A 21,102-nucleotide genomic window follows, 5' to 3' on the forward strand; every position below is an offset into this window, starting at 1 on the left:
AACAGAAAAGAGGTACGATTATGCATTCTAAAAATTTAACATTACTTACAGACTTATACGAACTGACTATGATGCAGGGTTATTACGATAAGCAGGACAATCCTACCGTAATTTTTGATGTATTTTACCGTTCCAACCCATTTTCTTCCGGTTATGCAATCGCAGCCGGACTTGAACAGGTTATTGAGTACGTGAAAAATCTGAACTTCAGCTATGATGATGTGGATTACCTTCGCAGTCTCCACATTTTTTCTGAAGATTTTCTTCAGTATCTGAGCGGCTATCACTTTACCGGAAGCATTTACGCAATTCCGGAAGGAAGCCTGATCTTCCCAAAGGAGCCGATCCTCAAAGTCGTTGCCCCGATCATGGAAGCTCAGCTTGTGGAAACCGCAATCCTGAACATTCTGAACCACCAGTGTCTGATCGCGACCAAGTCTTCCCGTATCGTATACGCTGCCGGTGATACCGGTGTTATGGAATTCGGGCTTCGCCGTGCCCAGGGACCGGATGCCGGATTATACGGCGCACGTGCTGCCGTGATCGCCGGCTGCGTGGGAACCTCCTGCGTACTTACCGGCAAGCTTTTTGACGTTCCGGTTATGGGAACCCATGCACACAGCTGGATCATGAGTTTCCCGGATGAATATACCGCATTTAAAGCCTATGCAGATCTTTATCCTGAAGGATGTACCCTTCTTGTCGATACTTACGACACCTTAAAATCCGGTGTTCCGAATGCGATCCGTGTCTTCCAGGAGATGAAAGATGCCGGCATCAGCCCGAGAAAGCTTGGTATCCGTCTTGACAGCGGTGATCTTGCCTACCTGTCCAAAAAAGCACGTAAAATGCTGGATGAGGCCGGCTTTGAAGAAGCAACGATCTGCGCATCCAACGACCTTGATGAATATCTGATCCACGACCTCAAGATGCAGGGCGCAGCGATCGATTCATGGGGTGTCGGAACCAATCTGATCACCTCCAAAGACTGTCCTTCATTCGGTGGTGTATATAAGCTCGCTGCCATCCAGAATAAGAATGGTGAGTTCGAACCTAAAATCAAACTTTCTGAGAACACAGAAAAGATCACCAATCCGGGCAACAAGACGGTTTACCGTATTTACGAAAAAGAAACCGGCAAGATGAAAGCTGATTATATCTGCTTTGTAGACGAAGAAATCAATCCGGAGGAAGATCTTCTCCTCTTTGATCCAAGCGAGACATGGAAAAAGACAAAGATGAAAGCCGGAACCTATACCGTCCGCGAAATGATGCAGCCAATCTTCATCAACGGTGAATGTGTCTACACTTCCCCGTCTGTCAAAGAGATTGCCGCTTACTGCCGTCAGGAAAAAGATACCCTGTGGGATGAATCCAAACGACTCTTCAATCCTCACCAGATGTATATCGATCTGTCTCCAAGACTTTATGAAGTAAAGAAACAGCTTCTTGACCGCATGAGTGCTGATGACTAGGTCACAATTTGAAAAGAGGTATTACCGATGAAAAATATGACATTAAAAAATATAACCGCTGCCTGCCATGGAACCTTCCATGGTGACAGCAGTTTTCTTGAAAAAGAGATTACCGGCGTTGCAATCGACAGCCGGAAAGCAGCACCGGGATTTCTTTTTGTTCCACTCAAAGGAGCCCGAGTAGACGGCCACACCTTTATCCCACAGGTTATGGAACAGGGTGCACTTGCTACTCTTACAGAAGAAGATCCTTCTTCCCTTACCTGTCCCTGCATTCATGTAGAATCCTGCGAAAAAGCACTTCGTGATATTGCAGCGTTTTACCGCATGCAGCTTGACATCAAGGTTGTCGGCATCACCGGAAGTGTTGGCAAGACCAGCACCAAAGAAACGATTGCCTCTGTCCTTTCCCGGAAATACAATGTTCTTAAGACAGAGGGAAACTTTAACAATGGAATCGGACTTCCGCTTACCATCTTCAATCTTACCGAAGAACATGAAGTCGCTGTCCTGGAGATGGGAATTGACCATTTCGGAGAGATGCATGAACTTGCATCCATCAGCCAGCCGGATATCTGTGTAATCACCAACATCGGTCTTGCACACATGGAAAATCTCGGAAGCCGCGACGGAATCTTAAAAGCCAAAACCGAAGTTTTTGATCATCTGCGTCCAAATGCTTCTGTCATCTTAAACGGAGATGACGACAAACTTTCCACAGTCGCAGAGGTACAAGGGAAAAAGCCTGTTTTCTTCGGTCTTTCAGACCAGCTGGATGCCTATGCAGACGGAATCGTAAGTCAGGGACTTCGCGGAACTGACGCTGTACTCCACCTTCCACTTGGTGAAATCAACGTACATATCCCGGTACCTGGAAATCACATGGTTTATAATGCTCTCGCCGGAGCATGTGTCGGCATGAAGCTTGGACTTACTCTGGAGGAAATCCAGACCGGGATCTCTTCCCTGAAGACGATTGCCGGACGTACCAATCTGATCGACACAGGATCTCTTTTGATCATCGATGATTGCTACAACGCTAATCCGGTTTCCATGAAATCTTCTCTGGATGTACTTTCTACCGCAACAGGAAGAACCGTAGCTGTAATGGGCGATATGTATGAGCTTGGTGATAAGGAGAATGAACTTCACTACAATACCGGCGCACATGCTGCCGAGATCGGCATTGATGTGATCTGCTGTATCGGAGAACTTTCCCACCACGCATATGAAGGTGCAAAAGCCTGTGCAAAGAGCAGTGCCGTACTTTACTTTAAAACCAAACAGGACTTCCTGGGAAAAATCCGGAATGTTGTCAAAAAAGATGATACCATTCTGGTCAAAGCTTCCCACGGTATGGAATTTCCTGAGATCATTGATGTACTCAGACAGATGAAGTTTTAAGAGAGGTAAGACATGAAATATCAGATACTTGTTCTTGACCTGGACGGAACACTTACCAACTCCAGGAAAGAAATCACTCCACCAACGTTAAAGGCTCTGATCGAGATCCAGGAAGCCGGAAAAAAAGTTGTTCTTGCAAGCGGTCGCCCTACATACGGCGTGGTTCCCCTTGCCAGGCAGCTCCATCTGGAACGTTACGGAAGCTATATCCTGTCCTTCAACGGAGCACGGATCACTGACTGCCGCACCGGCCAGGTCATTTACAACAAAACACTTCCGCAGGACGTGATCCCGGATATCTACCGGATCGCTTCCAACTACCCGGTTGATCTTCTGGCTTATGAGGATGGACAGCTTCTGTCCGGATTTACCCCGACAAAATATTCCGAATTAGAATCCCGGATCAACCATTTACCAATTGTACAAATTGATAATTTCTGCGAGAAAGCATCCACATTTCCAAACAATAAATTTCTCCTGACCGGAGAACCGGACAGCATCGCTGCTGCTAAAGAGGAAATGTCCGCTCATTTCCATGGTTATATTGATGTTTACTGTTCGGATCCATTTTTCCTCGAAATTGTTCCAAAGAATGTAGACAAAGCCGCCTCTCTTCTGAAGCTTCTTACCAGCATCGGTCTGACTGCTGATGAAATGATCTGCTGCGGTGACGGATACAACGACCTGACTATGATCGAAACCGCAGGTCTTGGAGTGGCAATGGAAAATGCACAGCCACTGGTCCGTGAAAAAGCAGATTTTATCACAAAATCAAATGATGATGACGGAGTTCTCTATGTGATCGATCAGTTTATGCGCGATTGACCGTCGTAGAAATATCATTTCTCAAAATATAAAAATCCCGGAGAACTGGTTTTACTTCCAGTCTCCGGGATTTTTGTTTTCAGTATTTTTCTGTACTTAGATTTCTGCAGTTTCCGCGTCGTCAGTCTCTTCCAGTACTTCCGCATACTTGTCCAGAATGATCTTCTGGATTCTGTCTCTTGTACTGGAATTGATTGGATGCGCAATATCACGATATTCCCCATCCAGTGCTCTCTTACTCGGCATTGCAATGAAAAGTCCTTTTTCCCCTTCAATGACTTTAATATCGTGAACAACAAATTCTTCGTCCATTGTAATTGATACTACTGCCTTTAATTTTCCTTCTTTTGCTACTTTGCGCACGCGTACATCTGTAATCTGCATAACTTTCTAGCCCCTTTCTCCAGTAACGCACATACCGGTCCGCTCCTTTTCCTTTATTTGACCGGCATGCCTTCTGATCCGGACTCTTACAAGTCCCCCTCAGTTTTTATAATGCGTACCTTTCGTTCTTTTCTATTACTACTTTCACGCCATCTTCACCAACATGCCGTGTATTGGCACGGATCGTATCCCTGCTCTCTACAATACAGTTCTCAATGTAAGTATTGTCCCCAAGATACACATCATTTAAAATAATTGAGTTTTTAATCACACAATTATTTCCAACAAACACTTTTTTAAACAGAACCGAATTCTCAACGGTTCCGTTGATAATGCTTCCGCTTGCCACAAGGCTGTTCTTAACGACCGCACCCGGATTATATTTTGCCGGAGGCAGGTCTGTCACCTTGGAATAAATACTTGGAAGCTGCTTAAAGAAATAGTTCCGGACTTCCGGTTTGAGGAAATCCATGTTTGTCTTATAATAGGCATCGACCGTGGAAATATTGCTCCAGTAGTCTTTTATCTTATAACCGTATATCTTTTTCAGATTCTTGTATCTGATCAGGATATCCGTTACAAAATCATATCTGTCTTCCTCAGCTGAATGCTCGATCAGATCGATCAGCTGACGTCTGCGGATGATATAGATTCCTGTGGAAATCGTGTTGGAATTTGCCACCATCGGTTTTTCCTCAAAATCTTCGATCCGCATATTCTCATTCATCTTCAGGATGCCAAAACGGGTTGCATCCTCGCCCTGATCCAGATCCCGGCATACCACAGTGATATCTGCTTTCTTGGCAATGTGGTATTCCAGTACTTTGTTATAATCCATCTTGTAAACCGCATCACCGGATGTGATGATCACATAAGGTTCATGGCACCTCTTCAGGAACTCCAGGTTCTGATAGATCGCATCTGCCGTTCCACGATACCAGTAGCCATTGTCTGCGGTGATCGTCGGTGTAAATACATAAAGACCACCCTGCTTACGTCCGAAATCCCACCACTTGGAAGAATTCAAATGTTCATTCAGTGAACGTGCATTATACTGAGTAAGTACTGCTACCTTCTGGATGTGCGAATTGGACATATTGCTGAGTGCAAAATCAATTGCCCGGTAGCTTCCTGCAATCGGCATCGCTGCCACTGCACGCCTCTGTGTAAGCTCCCGCATCTTGTTGTTGTTACCGCCTGCTAAAATGATTCCAACTGCTCTCATGATCTGTCACCCGCCTTTATCAATACTCCGCCGCTTTCAAGAGCACCCTGTACATAATCCTCCTTCACGGTAATACCGCTGATCGCAGTATTCTTTCCAATCTGTACTCCTGCCGGAATCACAGAATTCTCACCGATCGTAACCAGTCCGGAATTGTAGATATCAGACCTGAGCTTGTTCGGTGCTTCATTGCCGATTCCAAGGGTTACATTATCTCCAACCTTAACATTCTCCGCAATGATCGCTTTGTCGATCACACAGTCATTTCCTATCGCAACATCCTGCATAATGATCGAATCCCGGATCACGCAGCCTTGTCCAACAACAACACCTGCGCCGATCACACAGTTATGTATCTCGCCGTATATCTCAGCTCCGTCGCCAATGATGCTTCTGTCGATCACAGCTTCTTTTGAAATATACTGTGGCGGTATAATTGAATTATTCGTATAAATTTTCCAGAATTCCTCATAAAGATTAAATTCAGGAATAATGTCGATCAGTTCCATATTAGCTTCCCAGTAAGAACTCAATGTACCGACATCCTTCCAGTAACCATTATATTCATATGCAAACAGTCTCTGCTTCTTTTCATGACAATACGGAATGATATGCTTTCCGAAATCACATCCCGGCTGATCTTTCATCTTGATCAGTGCCTCTTTGAGCACCGGCCAGCTGAAAATATAAATTCCCATGGACGCAAGATTGCTCCGCGGATTCGCCGGCTTCTCCTCAAACTCGGTGATTCTCTTGTCTTCATCGGTAATTACGATTCCGAAACGACTTGCTTCTTCGATCGGAACCGGCATTGCCGCGATCGTCACATCTGCATGATTCTCCTTGTGAAAATCCAACATGACCTCGTAATCCATCTTGTAAATATGATCTCCTGATAAGATCAGTACATAATCCGGATTAAATGTCTCCATATACTCCAGATTCTGATAAATTGCATTCGCCGTTCCTGTATACCATTCGCTGCTTGTACTCTTCTCATACGGCGGAAGAATTGACACCCCTCCGATATTCCGGTCCAGATCCCACGGAATACCAATTCCAATATGTGTATTAAGCCTGAGTGGTTGATACTGGGTCAGGACACCGACTGTATCGATTCCTGAGTTGATACAGTTACTCAGCGGAAAATCAATGATCCTGTATTTGCCGCCAAATGCAACAGCCGGTTTAGCAACTTTTGCAGTCAGGACGCCAAGTCTGCTGCCCTGTCCTCCTGCCAATAGCATTGCTATCATTTCCTTTTTTATCATGTCTTCACCCCTTCTCAGTAATTCTGGTTTTTTCATTATAACATATTACATACATATAGTGAACATATTTTACAAAAATATTTCTGTTTACCTATCTTTTTTATAGAAATATCACAAAAAGAAAAGGTTTGGTTTTTGACCTATCTATGTTATAATTATGCACGTAAGTCAAATACTATGAAACAAATTCACAGAACAGGAAGTGTCATTATGTATAAAATTGATTTTAATCAGCCTTGCCATATCCACTTCATCGGAATTGGCGGCATCAGTATGAGTGGACTCGCTGAGATCCTTCTTGAAGAAGGCTTCACAGTATCCGGATCCGATAACAAAGAATCGGCACTTACGGATCATCTGTCTCAGAATGGTGCAACCGTATTTTACGGTCAGAAAGCTTCCAATATTATAGACGGTATCGACCTTGTAGTTTATACCGCAGCGATCCACGAAGACAACGAAGAATTTGCAGAAGCAAAGCGTCAGAATCTTCCGATGTTATCCAGAGCAGAATTACTCGGTCAGCTTATGACTAACTATAAGACACCGGTTGCTATATCCGGTACACACGGTAAGACAACCACAACCTCTATGCTTTCTCATATTGCTCTTGCAGCAGACCTGGATCCGACAATCTCTGTCGGCGGTATTCTGAAAGCGATCGAAGGCAATATCCGTGTCGGCGGACCTGACCTTTTTATTACGGAAGCATGCGAATATACCAACAGTTTCCTGCACTTTTTCCCGAAAATCGGTATTATTCTGAATGTGGATGCGGATCACCTGGACTTTTTTAAAGACCTGGACGATATCCGTAATTCTTTCCACCTTTTTGCTAAGCTTCTTCCGGAAAACGGAACTCTCGTCATCAACGGAGATATTGATAAAATTGAAGAGATCACCTCCGATCTTTCCTGTCGTGTTATCACTTTTGGCAAAGAAGCTTCCCTGAATTACAGTGCAGCCAATATTACTTATAACGAACAGGGCAATGCCTCTTTCGATGTCGTAAAAAACGGACAGAATGTTGCCCATCTCGCTCTTGCAGTCGGCGGTGAGCACAACGTATATAACGCACTTGCGGCAATCGCAGTTGCCGATATTCTTGGTGTTCCTGCGGAGACGATCCAGACAGGTCTTGCTTCCTTCCACGGAACAGACCGTCGTTTTGAATACAAAGGTGAAGTCGGCGGAGTGACCATCATTGATGATTACGCACACCATCCGACAGAGATTGCTGCAACGCTGAAAAGTGCTGCACATTATCCACATAAAAAGCTGTGGTGTATTTTCCAGCCACATACTTATACACGTACAAAAGCATTATTCTCAGAATTTGCTGAAGCACTCGCACATGCAGACCATGTAATCCTTGCTGACATCTATGCAGCGCGTGAGACAGATACTTTAGGCATCTCTTCTACACAGCTTGCAGATGCAGTCAAAGAACATGGATGTGACGCAACTTATCTGCCAAGCTTTGCAGCCATCGAAGAATTCGTCACCACCCATTGCCAGCCTGGCGATCTTCTGATCACAATGGGTGCCGGAGATGTTGTAACCATTGGGGAAGACCTGTTAAAAGCTTGATTTTCTCCAATATTTGCGAAATTTTATCTGTAATAACAAAAATTTCCGTCAGAAAATTCTTTTTTACAATCTGGGATGATGTTATAATGAACAAAGTCAGAAAAGAAAGGAAGCGGAAATTATGAGTGCACTTATTTTGCGCAATCATTCCCACAATAACATAACGATCGTGGAGAATGACTTTATCGATCATTATATGGTATCTGCGAACGGAGAATATGTAAAAGTCTATCTTCTTCTTCTCCGTTATCAGAATATCCCGGAGCAGCTTCCGGATATCCCGCAGATGGCAGACCTTCTGGAGAATACCGAAGGCGATATCCTGCGCGCACTCAAATACTGGGAAAAAGAAGGAATTCTTTCTCTCGAATATGACGAAACAAATGAACTCGCCGGAATCTGTATCGGAAAAGCACCAACTCATCAGACACCTGTCAAAGCAGCTTTCCATACACCTTCCGCACAGTCTGCTTCCGTTCATGAAAAATCTCCGGTCACGCAGTCTGATGGAAATACCACTGTTTCAGACAAAGCTGCCGGTCAGAATCTTCCTGCATCAAGACGTTCCCTTGCTGCAAGAAGAGAATTAAAGCAGATTCTTTTTATTGCTGAACAATATCTTGGCAAAACCTTATCCCGTACCGATGTTGATGCGATTACCTACTTTTATGATTCCCTTGGTTTTTCCGCAGACCTGATCGAGTATCTGATCGAATACTGTGTGGAGAACGGACATAAGAGCATGCATTACATTCAGAAAGTAGCACTTTCATGGGCAGATGAACATATTACAACCGTCGATCAGGCACGTAATTCCTCTGCATTTTACAACAAAACCTGCTATTCTATCCTGAATGCATTTGGCATCAAAGGGCGGGGACCTGCATCTGCCGAACTGGATTATATCCGCAAATGGCTGGAGGATGGGAATTTCGAACTGGATCTCATTCTGGAAGCATGCAACCGCACCATCAGTGCGATCCACCAGCCAAGTTTTGAATATACTGACAAGATTCTCGAAAACTGGAAGACGGGCAACGTTCGTACACTGGCAGATGTTGAGCGTCTTGATTCTGCCTTTGAGCAGGAAAAAGACCGGAAGAAAACTCCTTCGGGGCAAAACCGTACACCTTCTGCCCAGCAGCCTTCCAAATTCCGTAATTTTGAAGAACGTTCTTACAATATGGACGAGCTTACCAAAAAATTATTACGCAGTAACTAAGAAAGGGGAACACTGTGCCGTTAACTAATTCACAATACAATGCGCTGATGCGCGTATATGAAGAAAAAAGAGCGAAGAGCCGTGACCTCGCGAATCTTCACTACGAGCGTGCCTGCCAGAAGGTTCCGGAGCTTGCATCGATTGATGCCTCTATTTCTTCTGCCAGTCTTGATCAGGCGAAAAAGCTGCTCGCAGGCGATGACACTGCCCTCGCTTCTTTGAAGGAAGATATCCGGTCTCTTTCTGACAGACGCCGCCGACTCCTTTCCGACGCCGGATTCCCGGAAGACTATCTGGAACAGCATTTTGAATGTCCGGACTGTCAGGATACCGGCTATGTCGGCACGAAAAAGTGCCATTGCTTTTTAAAAGCGATCATTGATCTGTTCTACACCCAGTCCAACTTAAAAGGGCTTCTCGAACAGGAAAATTTTGAACATTTTAATTTTGATTATTATTCATCCAATTATAGAGACCGGCTTTCCGGTCAGAATTCCCGCGAGCTTGCAACGCGGGCTTATCAGGAATGTATGAATTTCATCCACAATTTTGATACCGAACATGGTAATCTGCTCCTTTTTGGGAATACTGGTATTGGGAAGACATTTCTCAGTCACTGCATTGCAAAAGAAGTGATGGATTCTCTGCATTCCGTTCTTTACCTGACTGCCTCTGAATTTTTCGATGCGCTCCTTGAAAAAGCACTGACCCGGAATGATGAGAGCTGTCTTTTATATGAGCAGATCCACCAGTGTGATCTGCTGATCATTGATGACCTGGGAACCGAACGAAATACAGACTTTGTCGTTTCTCAGCTTTTTGTGTGTTTAAATGATCGGATCCTGAACAGGAAATCCACAATCATTTCTACTAATCTTACTCTGGAGGAAATCAAGACGAACTATACAGAACGTACATTTTCCCGGATAAGCAACCATTATAAGATACTTCGCCTTGCCGGTGATGATATCCGCATTCAAAAGAAACTTATGTACAGGGAGGAACACTGATGTTACATCGAAGTGAACGAATTCTGGATAATATTCCAGTTGGCTCTCTCGGCATTATTGCTGTAGACGGCTGTGAAGAGATGGGAAATAAAGTCAATGACTATCTCGTAAAATGGAGAAAGGAAGAGACTCGTTTCCAGAAAGACAATCTTGTTTTCAACGGCTACGAAAAGCCGAACTATCTGATCAACGCAAAGGTACCGCGTTTTGGATCTGGTGAAGCCAAAGGTATTATCAATGAGTCTGTACGTGGAAAAGACCTTTATCTGATGGTCGATGTCTGCAACTACAGCCTGACTTATTCGCTCAGCGGCAATACCAACCATATGTCACCGGACGACCATTTCCAGAACCTGAAGCGTGTCATCGCCGCTGTAGGAGGAAAAGCACGTCGTCTGAACGTCATTATGCCTTTCCTGTATGAAAGCCGCCAGCACAAGAGAAGCGGCCGTGAATCACTGGACTGTGCACTTGGTCTGCAGGAGCTTGTCCGCATGGGTGTTGACAATATCATCACTTTCGATGCACACGACCCACGTGTCCAGAATGCGATCCCGCTGAACGGATTTGAGACGATCCGTCCGACTTACCAGTTCGTAAAAGGACTTTTAAAGCATGTGCCGGATCTTCAGATCGATGCTGACCATATGATGGCGATCAGCCCGGATGAAGGTGCAACCGGACGTGCGATCTACTTTGCCAACGTACTCGGACTCGACATGGGTATGTTCTACAAACGCCGTGACTACACAACCATCGTAGACGGACGTAACCCGATCGTAGCACACGAATTCCTTGGCTCTTCCGTAGAAGGAAAAGACGTAATCATCCTCGATGATATGATTTCGTCAGGTGACAGTATCCTCGATGTAGCACGCCAGCTCAAGATGCGTAAAGCAAAACGTATCTACGCTGCTGCAACCTTCGGACTTTTCACAAACGGTATGGAAAAATTCGACCAGGCTTACGAAGAAGGACTGATCAGCGGAATCCTCACAACAAACCTGATCTATCAGACACCGGAACTGCTCAGCCGCCCTTACTACATCAACTGCGACATGAGCAAGTACATCGCACTGGTGATCGATACACTGAACCATGATGCTTCTATCAGCAGCATCCTTGATCCAAGCGAACGTATCCAGCATGTAGTTGAGAAATATAAAAAAGGGGAAGCGATTGACTAATTTATACGAGCGAAATCTTTCCGCTGTATGACAAAAAATACTGCCTGAATATCATTTTCTGATATTCAGGCAGTATTTTTTTACTCTTAAACGTTAATTTGTGAATACTCGGTAATTCTCTTTTTTATCGTAATCTTTGCGGATCCCATCATCCTCATACATGGTATAACTGCTGTTTTCGTATCCGATAAGCTGCAGATGTTCGGTATCAATATCCTTCACACACTCTGCCGCTTCTGCAACCGGGATACATTTACCATTTCGAATGAAGAGCGGTACTTCATTTGATGCCACATCTACATAATGGATACCTTTCGCGAGAATCTCTTCCGAAATGCTTCCATCCGGCAGGAACTTGACAAATTTCATTTCTTCCGGCAGATAAACATAACGGCCTCTTGCGTTCTGCTCGTAAACCGGAGCAATCATAATCTCGTTTCCGAGCATCAGCTGATCCTCTACTCGGATTGCTCTCTTGTCATCCGGATAAACAAACCCTAACGGCTTAAAATACATGTCATCACTCAGCGCAGCTTTCATGTACTCGCTGTACAGATACGGCACAAGACGATATCTAGTGTTAATGACAGCACGGAAATCCTCGATATTTTCGAATTGATAACACTCCTGCTCTCTTGTTCCCGTCGCCGAATGATTACGCATCAGTGGTGTAAATACACCAAGTGCGAGAAAACGAAGCAACAATTCTCTTGTTGTATCAGCACCAAAACCTCCAAGGTCAGCACCTGTATACAGGAAACCACACATGTTCAGAGACGGCAGCATCTTCAGGTTAAGAAGGATATGTGACCACCAGGATTTATTATCTCCGGTCCAGATTCCTCCATAACGATGCATTCCGATGTAAGAAGATCTGGAAAACATCAGAAAACGTTTTTCCGGGTCAATGCGTTCAAACGCTTCTCCGGCCGCTCTTGTCATATTATAGCCAAAAAGATTATGTACTTTGTCATGGCGGATCTTTTTGCCATCCACATTGTGATAAAATCTTTTATAGTCTTCCGGATTATTTGCAATACTGAGCATCTTGTCCTGCATTTCCCAGGGATGGGTCTTGCCTTCGGTATCCTTTGCAAACTCTCCGGCAAGTTCTCTTGCCTCTGCAAGGCCTTCGGGAGAATAAAAGATCGCAGGCTCGTTCATATCATTCCAGAAACCTTCTATTCCCTGTTCGATCAGAAAACGATATTTGTCCCCGAACCATTTTCTGGCTTCCGGATTCAGCATATCCGGAAAATGGGTATCTCCCGGCCATACAGCTGCAACAAAATCACTTCCGTCTTCTCTCTTGCAGAAATAGTTGTTTTTGACACCTTCCTCGTAAATCTCATATCCCGGCTCAACCTTGACACCGGCATCAATGATCGGAATCAGGCGAATACTCTGGTCATTCATTTCCTGTACGAATTCCGGAAAATCCGGAAAATTTTCTTCACTCACTGTGAAATCTTTGAATGACTGCATATAGTCAATATCCATGTAAATCATGTCGATCGGAATATGATTCTCCCGATATCCTTTTGCGACAGTACGGAAATCTTCTTTCGTCGTATAACCCCAGCGGCTCTGTCCGAAACCAAAGGCAAACTTCGGTGGGATATAGCTGCGTCCGATTACATGGCGGAACTGTTTTACGATATCATAAGCATTCTCACCTTCAAGCACGTAGATATCCAAGTCAGCATTTTCGCAAGATACCTTAAGGGTATCCTCTCTGTCATATCCAATATCAAAGGTCAGTTTTGAGGGATAGTCGAAAAACAATCCAAACGTGCTCTTTCCGCTCACAACAATGAAGTTGTGGGCTCCGTACAGAGAACGCTTGTCCTCTGTGTGTACCGGATCATCTGTACAATTACTGATATAACAGTACCCTCTCTTGTTGATTCCACGATTGGCTTCACCCAGACCATAGACAATGTCATCTTCATCCATGATATAAGTAAAAACAAATCCTTCCTCCTGACTGACTTCTCCATACGGGAGAACGCCCTTAGTTGTTTCAATCTTTTCAGTCAGTGCCTCCGTATCAAACGGAGTTCCATATCTATATTTTCTAATCATTTCTTTATCACCTAGTGTTTATAATATAGTACAAATGCTTCATATGGATTCAGAACAATTTTTCTTTCAAATTCTTTTCTTCCAAGGTTTGTGATCAGGCACTCTGCGCCTTTAAATTCTTCCGGCACTTCTACTTCTGCATTCTTATCGCTGAAGTTGCAGACAGTCAGAAGCTTTTCCTGATCCTGTTTTCTTGTGTACGCAAAAATCTGTTCATCCTCACGGTAAAGAGGTTCAAATTCACCATAAACAATAATGTCTTTTTCTTTACGCAATCGGATCAGTTTCTGATAGTAGTGGAAAACAGAATCCGGATCTTCAAGCTGCTGTGCTGCATTGATCTTCTTGTAGTTCGGATTCACTTTGATCCACGGCTCGCCCTCTGTGAATCCAGCCTGTTTACTGTCGTCCCACTGCATCGGAGTTCTCGCATTGTCACGGCTTCTCAGCATCAGACATTTCATCATGTGTTCCGGAGTCATAAGACCTGATTCCGTAAACTCTTTAAAGTAATTAATACTTTCAATATCACGGTAATCTTCCAGTTTGTCAAAGTAAATGTTTGTCATACCAAGCTCTTCACCCTGATATACATATGGCGTTCCCTGCATCATATGAATACAGGTCGCCAGCATTTTTGCGGAGGTTTCTCTGTATACCGGATTGTCATTTCCAAAACGGCTGACACTTCTCGGTTGATCATGATTACCTAAAAACAAACTGTTCCACGCCTTACCCTGAAGTTCTTCCTGCCATTTGATCATAATATTTTTGAACTCTTTGAAGTCATATTTTGCAGTCGTCCACTTTCCATAATCTCCGCATCCACTCTCCACATGCTCGAATTGGAATACCATGTTCAATTCATTTCGGTCATCACCCGCATATTTCTGTGCTTCTTCTATTGTGACTCCTGCGGTCTCACCGACTGTCATGATATCATATTTTGAAAGAACTTTTTGATTCATTTCCTGAAGGAATTCGTGGACCCTTGGACCATGTACACAATATGGTCCAAAGTCTCCATAAAGACCGTTATTCATTTCTCCGTCCGGAAATCTCTGATCTTTGGAAATCATACTGATAACATCCATTCGGAAGCCATCGATTCCTTTTTCACACCAGAATTTCATCATGTCATAAACTTCCTGGCGTACTTTTTCATTTTCCCAATTGAGATCCGGCTGTTTTTTTGAAAACAGATGCAGATAATACATCTGAGTTTGCGGATCATATTCCCATGCAGAACCGCCAAATGCTCCGCCCCAGTTATTAGGTTCTTTTCCGTTTACCGGATCTTTCCAGATATAATAATCACGATATGGATTATCTTTTGATTTACGGCTTTCAATAAACCAGTTATGTTCATCTGAAGTATGGTTGACTACGAGATCCATCAGAATCCTGATGGATCTTTTGTGTGCTTCACACAACAATTCCTCGTAATCCTCCATCGTTCCATATTCTTCATAAATTCTGCGGTAATCAGAAATATCGTAACCATTATCGTCTTGAGGTGATTCCAGCATCGGAGAAATCCACAATACATTTACCCCAAGTTCTTTAAGGTAATCCAGTTTCTGTATGATTCCTCTGATATCTCCCACACCATCACCGTTACTGTCTTTAAAACTCTTTGGATATATCTGATATACTACACTTTCTTTCCACCATTTTTTCTCCATGCCAAATCTCCTCGTTTATAATTGTTTAGTATTATTTAACCGCTCCTGTAACAACACTATTCATGATACCCCATACATCTTAGCAAAATCAAGAGGTTTCTCGCGAAACTATAAAAGACAACAAAGTTTATTTCCTGCTTTTATACAGTCTGCACAAAAACAACCAGACCATTCCACCGGCTTACCTGTATACATGCAAAGTTGAAAAAAGGATCCTGTCATTCCCTGACAGAATCCCTCTTTACCAGATAGACTGGATTTTTTATATTTAATTCGTCCAATGTCTCTCCCTGAATTAATTTCAGCAGACGTTTCAGCGCCACATGCGCCTTTTGCGGAACATCCTGATGAACCGTTGTCAGTTTCGGTCGAACCATACTTGCGTAGACACTGTCATCATATCCTGTAACAGAAATCTGATTCGGGACCATGATGCCTTCATCAAAAAAGAAATTTATCGCTTCTATCGCATTATAATCTGAGGAAAACGCAAGTGCTTTTGCTTCTAAAAAACGTGGGAGAAGCTCTCTGTATTTTCTGAGACGCAATCTTTTTTCACCCGGAATAATTATATATCGGGAACGACTGCAGAATCCCCCCGATTTTTCCATCGCCTGTTTGAATCCCATCCACCGATAGTAATCACTGTCTCTCTCCGTTTCCGCAACAAACAATGCTTTCTTATATCCACAGGAATACAGGTATTCTCCGATCTGATACCCTCCCGAATAATCATCTATACCGACATTCTGGAACGTATAAGCACCTTCCGGATAAGCATCGATCAGAATCATTTTCTTGTTTAATCTGCGCGAAAGACTGCGATACTGTTCTTCATTGTAGCCAAGGATAAGCAATCCCTCTACATTCCATTTTGAGGCAATATCCACTACATTCTGAATACTTTCACCGCCAATAAGCATAACATAATATCCATTTTCTTCCGTTTCCATCTGAATCGTTCCGATCAGTTCTCCCACAAATGGATCCTGAAGTGACTGCATACCATGGGCATAAGAAAATCCGAGTACTACACCTATAATTCTGGAACCATGGCCGGAAAGCATCACGGAACCCATATGCGGAACATAGTTCTGTTCTTTAAGAATAGTCGTGATTTTATCAATCGTTTTCTGGGAAACTCTTTTGGTATTGCCATTTATAACATTAGATACCGTAGTACGGCTGACACCTGCCATTTCTGCAATATCCTGAAGCCGAATCATAAAATCTTCCTCCTTGTCTTTACAACATCACCTTATGATATGCACATCCCATCTTTTCCAGCATTTCCATCTCCCGCTTCTGACAGCTGAATATAATTACCTGCCGCTTACTGTCTTTCAGCCAGCGAAGGGTCTGCGCAAGTCTACTGTCGTCATAATAGCCGAATGTATCATCCAGGATCACCGGACATTCTTCCTCGTGGAGAATTTTTGTTGCGGCCATCCGGATTGCAAAATAAATCTGTTCCAGAGTTCCACGGCTTACCTGATCCATGGATATCTTTTTTCCATTACTCATAAGCTGCACATGCAGATTTTCGTCTACCCAGAGTTTGTTATATTTTCCATCTGTGATGGCATCCATGATTGCAGATACTTCTGTATTCATAAGATCGCTTGTCCGACTCTGCATCTGTGCGGCAAGTCTGGTCAACTGTTCCATAGCAAGTTCAACACCCTGCTTGTTTTTTAATCGCTCTATCTCTTCACTGTTCATCTCATCGAACTCGCCGACTCGTTCCTGCAGATTTTCATACAACACTTCTTTTTCATGATAGGTTTCCTGTACTTTTGCAAGCTTTCCTTTCTGCCTCTCATAATCTGCCTTGAGAGAAATGCCCTGTTCTTTTATCTCCTGTAATCTGGCTTTCTTTTTCTTCTTTCCATCTTTCAGACAATTCCAGACATACAGCCCTTCAGCCAGTGCCACCACGATTGCCACAAGAAAATTCCACGGCTTATGAAAAAGCAGAAAAGTCACAAAAAATGCCCCCAGCATACTCACTGCCTCCAGTGGATGAATCCTCCACCCGGCAAAATATCCTGCTGCCTCTTCCCGTTTCTTCCGCTTTTTATCTTCATTTACCCAGCTTTCCCATTCTCTGCGTTTCTCTTCACAGCTTCTTTTCAGTTGTTCCGCTTCATTTTCTAACTGATGCAGATCCCGCCAGACATAGGATGCCTCCATCTCTGCCCGCTCTTTCTTTTCGCTGATCAGCTGCCTCTTTTCACGTTCTTCTTTTTCCAGCTCTTTTTTCCGCTCTTTTAAAAGGGCAAGCGCCCCTTCGAGGTCAATCTCGCTGTTCCCGGTTGCATAATAATTTGCCGCATAATTCTTCAGCTCCGCCGCCAGTATTTCTCCGGTCTGTACCCGGAGCTGTCCTATCGAAACTGTATTTTCATAATCACTTTCTGTCATACCACCTAACAGAATTTCCAGATCCCCATGCTCAAGTGACAATTCTTCTCCATCATCTTCACAGATCAGAGAGCCGCCTTTCGCATACCGATCGAAATTCCGTTCCAGGCGAAATCTCCGGTCACCGCAGGTAAACCGCAGGATTCCTGCGTAAAAGTTTGGATTCTCCCAAGGCTCATAGGTACGGAATGTATCTGTTGCGGCGGCACGCCCGCGCTTTCTTTCCATTCCAAAAAGCATTCCCTTCAGAAAGGTATGCAGCGTTGTTTTTCCCGATTCGTTTTCTCCGTAAATAATATTGATCCCATCCGTAAGCAGGATCTGCTTATTCGTGAACTTACCGAAATTCTTCAGGATCAGTTCTGTTATCTTCATAATTTGCTCCCCTTTGCCTCCAGCATGGCCTGTACTCCCTCAGCCAATGCGATTGACTCCACACTGTCATCCTTTGCTTCTGCAAAACTTTCTATGTACCAGCCCAGAAGATTTCCTGCATTTTGTTTTTTCAACTTTTCATAATCATATGCCGGCTTTGTTTCATCCAGGATTTCGACAATATTTCCATAGGAATCCATCCGGTCGGTATCATAGATCATATCCGGATCCCGAAATCCCCGCAGAATGATTTTATAAATGTTCTGTATACCTCTTTCCTGTATGGCAAGGGAAATTTTTTCTTTCATTTCCCGTCCGGTCATCTCTCTTCCTGCTTCTACTTCCATATGCACATATTCTCTGGATGCAAAAGGAATAAATTCCGTCCGGGTTCTTCCATTTTTAATCTCCCCTTTGATATAACCATGCTTCCCGGTGTCATTTTTATCTGTAGGCTCCAGGGATCCTGCGTAATACATCCGGTCCTTTGCAAGCTCTGCCGGAAGATGAATGTGCCCAAGAGCAATATAATCATATCCCAGCTTCAGTAATTCGTTTTTTCGGAACGGGATATGCTTTTCATCGCCGCCATGGGCCAGAAGGATGGAGGCTATTCCTCTTTTTTCCGGAAGGATTTTCTCATAAAGCGTTTCTGTGATCTCCCGTTCCTCATAGCTGAGTCCGTATATGCGGACCCCAAGCTCTTTAAATTCCATACAGGCAGGTTTCTGAGACAAAAACATGTGCACCGGTCCCTGCCATTTATAATTCCGGTAATAGGACGTACTTTTCAGGTAATCATGGTTGCCCGCCATCAGCACGACCTGTGTATGTGTCAGTCTGGAAAATAAATAATCCAGTTCCTTCAGCTCTCTTAAAAGCGGCTGTCTGTGAAACAGATCCCCTGCGATCAGAAGAAGATCTGTCTGTTCTTCTTCACAGATATTTAAAAGACGCTCAAAGCTATTCCACAGTTCTTCCGGCCGCTTTGCGGTGTAAGAACTTCCTGCGTCCGGCTCTGCCCCCAGATGAACGTCCGCTGTGTGTATGAATTTCATTACTTTCTACTCCTCCTTTAAGGGGAAGTGTCACGATAAAACGTGTCTTTCCCCCACTGCTCTCGGCAATGATCTGTCCCTTATGCAGCTCTACAATCTCTTTTGCAATGGCAAGCCCCAGTCCCGCTCCTCCGGTACTGCTGGATCTCGCCGCATCCGCGCGATAAAATTTATCAAAGATCCTCTTCAGGCTCTCTTCAGGTATCGTATCTCCTTCATTTTCAAAACAGATTCTTACCTGGTTCTCCTCCTTGGCAGCCTGGATCAGAAGCACACTTTTCTCCCGGCAGTATGCTATGGCATTTCGCAGAATATTATCAAAAACCCTGGCAAGCTTATCCGGATCTCCCTCGATCAGGATCTCTTCCTCTGCTTCCATCTTGCAGGTCAGCATCTTCTCCTGAAGTACCCCATAGAGTTCGTCTGCAATCTGTTCCAGCATCATGGTCAGATCAATATCTACCTTATCCAGTTCAATATCCTGCAGATTCAGCTTTATACTTTCAAAAAACTCTTTCAAAAGATCCCCCAGTCGATTCGCCTTCTCCAGAGATATCTGCGTATATTTGGCGCGCTCCTCTGCCGGCATCTCCGGATGAGAATCCAGCATACTCAGATACGCCACCACAGAAGTAAGCGGTGTTTTTAAATCATGTGCCAGAAAAAGCAGGATATCATTTTTCCTCTGCTCAAGCTTTTCTGCCTCTTCCTCCTGGCTCCTTAATGTCTCTTTAATCTCATTGAGGCGATCCTCGATTGGTTTTAACTCCGTAATCAGCCGGATTGGCTGGTCAGACGCTGAAATAATATTTTCAATCCCATCTTCTACCTGTTCCAGATAGCGCGTCATTTTTGAAAGTGCCACATAAAAAAACAACGAAAATAAAAGTAAAAAACCGAGGATCATAAAGAACACTTTATTATTGCCGATCCACTGCCAATACAAAGATGTTGCGGTCTCTTCACTCACATGAAAAGCTTCCAATATTCGCAAAAAGCCATTGGCAAAGCTGTCATTATAAATACCATCGATAAAATACTCCAGAATAAATCTGCCAACCAGCACCGTCAGGGCCGTAATAAAAACCGTCTGAAGCAATATGCTCAGTTTTAATTTTCTGTAATTATTCTTCAATTTTGTATCCCACTCCCCAGACAGTCTTGATAAGATCTGATTTTCCAGTCGGTTTACTCAATTTCTCACGCAGATGCCGGATATGTACCATCACCGTATTGTTGCTGTTCTTCAGATACTCTTCATGCCAGACCTCTTCAAATAATCTTTGTGAGCTGATCACCTTTCCGCGATTCTCACAAAGAATCCACAGAATCTCAAATTCCGTCGGTGTCAGCGGAAGAGACTGCTCATTATAGATGCATTCATGGGATTCTTTATTTAACAAGAGTCCTGCAAAATCAATGATATTCTCAGAATCACTTTTCTTACCATCGTTGTACTGCGTGTATCTGCGCATCTGTGCTTTCACTCTCGCTACCAGCTCCAGCGGGTTGAATGGTTTCGGAATATAGTCGTCAGCCCCCATCGTAAGCCCGGTGATCTTGTCCCGGTACTCCGTCTTCGCGGTCAACATAATCACCGGAAATGTGTATTTCTCACGTATCTTTCTCAGAATCGTGAAACCGTCAATATCCGGCAGCATCACATCCAGGATCGCCAGATCCACATTTGTCTTCTCAATACATTCCAATGCTTCCTGCCCTGTGTAAAATTTCAAAACATGGTATTCATTTTGCAGATATAATTCTACGACATCCGCAATTTCTTTTTCATCATCTACAACTAAAATATTCATATTTCACTTTTCCTTTCCGTATATAGAAAGATTTGCGTATAAAACAGCAGACCGGAAAACACACCCTT

Annotated in this window: 17 protein-coding genes; 7 read left to right on the forward strand and 10 right to left on the reverse strand. The window is 43.8% G+C overall.

All coding sequences use genetic code 11. The features are described from left to right. Positions 1–20: 20 nt before the first annotated feature. From PGR14_RS05265 to PGR14_RS05275, 3 genes are read left to right on the forward strand one after another with little or no spacing between them, the layout of a single operon-like run. On the forward strand, positions 21–1,475 hold the full coding sequence (locus tag PGR14_RS05265; RefSeq protein ID WP_055157914.1) for a nicotinate phosphoribosyltransferase: 1,455 nt from the start codon (positions 21–23) through the stop codon (positions 1,473–1,475). A 27-nt stretch (positions 1,476–1,502) separates the two neighbouring features. Further along, positions 1,503–2,879 (forward strand): UDP-N-acetylmuramoyl-tripeptide--D-alanyl-D-alanine ligase, encoded by a 1,377-nt coding sequence (locus PGR14_RS05270; protein ID WP_022221116.1) that lies wholly within the window; start codon positions 1,503–1,505, stop codon positions 2,877–2,879. Between the two features lie 12 nt (positions 2,880–2,891). Then, positions 2,892–3,704, forward strand: a complete 813-nt coding sequence (locus PGR14_RS05275) for a Cof-type HAD-IIB family hydrolase (RefSeq protein ID WP_270223102.1) — start codon at positions 2,892–2,894, stop codon at positions 3,702–3,704. Between the two features lie 96 nt (positions 3,705–3,800). Here the strand turns inward: PGR14_RS05275 and spoVG are convergent, their stop codons facing one another. The 3 genes from spoVG to PGR14_RS05290 form a co-directional block, all read right to left on the reverse strand. Then, entirely contained in the window at positions 3,801–4,088 is a 288-nt protein-coding gene (gene spoVG, locus PGR14_RS05280) for a septation regulator SpoVG (RefSeq protein ID WP_055249427.1), read from the reverse strand. 106 nt (positions 4,089–4,194) lie between these two features. Next, on the reverse strand, positions 4,195–5,313 hold the full coding sequence (gene glgD / locus PGR14_RS05285) for a glucose-1-phosphate adenylyltransferase subunit GlgD (RefSeq protein WP_055249425.1): 1,119 nt from the start codon (positions 5,311–5,313) through the stop codon (positions 4,195–4,197). Continuing rightward, a complete protein-coding gene (locus PGR14_RS05290) occupies positions 5,310–6,584 on the reverse strand; it encodes a glucose-1-phosphate adenylyltransferase (protein WP_055157904.1) in 1,275 nt (424 codons plus the stop codon). Before PGR14_RS05290 ends, glgD begins: the two co-directional genes overlap by 4 nt. A gap of 210 nt (positions 6,585–6,794) precedes the next feature. Between PGR14_RS05290 and murC the strand changes: the two genes are divergently transcribed. The 4 genes from murC to PGR14_RS05310 all read left to right on the forward strand — a co-directional run bounded on the left by murC (position 6,795) and on the right by PGR14_RS05310 (position 11,593). Next, positions 6,795–8,174, forward strand: a complete 1,380-nt coding sequence (murC, locus tag PGR14_RS05295; RefSeq protein ID WP_055249424.1) for a UDP-N-acetylmuramate--L-alanine ligase — start codon at positions 6,795–6,797, stop codon at positions 8,172–8,174. A gap of 121 nt (positions 8,175–8,295) precedes the next feature. Further along, positions 8,296–9,396, forward strand: a complete 1,101-nt coding sequence (locus PGR14_RS05300) for a DnaD domain protein (protein WP_055249422.1) — start codon at positions 8,296–8,298, stop codon at positions 9,394–9,396. Positions 9,397–9,410: 14 nt separating this feature from the next. Continuing rightward, on the forward strand, positions 9,411–10,406 hold the full coding sequence (locus tag PGR14_RS05305; protein WP_022221120.1) for an ATP-binding protein: 996 nt from the start codon (positions 9,411–9,413) through the stop codon (positions 10,404–10,406). Continuing rightward, positions 10,406–11,593 (forward strand): ribose-phosphate pyrophosphokinase, encoded by a 1,188-nt coding sequence (locus tag PGR14_RS05310; protein ID WP_055157901.1) that lies wholly within the window; start codon positions 10,406–10,408, stop codon positions 11,591–11,593. The genes PGR14_RS05305 and PGR14_RS05310 overlap by 1 nt, the downstream gene beginning before the upstream one ends. 93 nt (positions 11,594–11,686) lie before the next feature. Here PGR14_RS05310 and PGR14_RS05315 read toward each other — a convergent pair whose 3' ends face one another. The 7 genes from PGR14_RS05315 to vanR form a co-directional block, all read right to left on the reverse strand. Then, positions 11,687–13,678 (reverse strand): glycoside hydrolase family 31 protein, encoded by a 1,992-nt coding sequence (locus tag PGR14_RS05315; protein WP_055261715.1) that lies wholly within the window; start codon positions 13,676–13,678, stop codon positions 11,687–11,689. A gap of 11 nt (positions 13,679–13,689) precedes the next feature. After that, positions 13,690–15,363, reverse strand: coding sequence for a glycoside hydrolase family 13 protein (locus PGR14_RS05320; protein WP_022220464.1), 1,674 nt, complete (start codon positions 15,361–15,363; stop codon positions 13,690–13,692). A 218-nt stretch (positions 15,364–15,581) separates the two neighbouring features. Beyond that, the gene (locus tag PGR14_RS05325; RefSeq protein WP_055261713.1) at positions 15,582–16,589 is read right to left on the reverse strand and encodes a LacI family DNA-binding transcriptional regulator; all 1,008 of its coding nucleotides are present in this window, start codon (positions 16,587–16,589) and stop codon (positions 15,582–15,584) included. A 19-nt stretch (positions 16,590–16,608) separates the two neighbouring features. Then, a complete protein-coding gene (locus PGR14_RS05330; protein ID WP_055261711.1) occupies positions 16,609–18,162 on the reverse strand; it encodes an ATP-binding protein in 1,554 nt (517 codons plus the stop codon). Further along, positions 18,159–19,220, reverse strand: coding sequence for a metallophosphoesterase family protein (locus PGR14_RS05335; protein WP_055261709.1), 1,062 nt, complete (start codon positions 19,218–19,220; stop codon positions 18,159–18,161). The genes PGR14_RS05330 and PGR14_RS05335 overlap by 4 nt, the downstream gene beginning before the upstream one ends. Next, entirely contained in the window at positions 19,126–20,355 is a 1,230-nt protein-coding gene (locus tag PGR14_RS05340; protein WP_055261707.1) for a sensor histidine kinase, read from the reverse strand. Before PGR14_RS05340 ends, PGR14_RS05335 begins: the two co-directional genes overlap by 95 nt. Further along, a complete protein-coding gene (gene vanR / locus PGR14_RS05345; protein ID WP_008371692.1) occupies positions 20,345–21,034 on the reverse strand; it encodes a VanR-ABDEGLN family response regulator transcription factor in 690 nt (229 codons plus the stop codon). Before vanR ends, PGR14_RS05340 begins: the two co-directional genes overlap by 11 nt. Between the last annotated feature and the right edge of the window lie 68 nt (positions 21,035–21,102).

This window comes from Coprococcus sp. AF99-45 (assembly GCF_027663865.1).
GTDB classification, from domain to species: Bacteria; Bacillota; Clostridia; order Lachnospirales; family Lachnospiraceae; genus Allocoprococcus; species Allocoprococcus comes.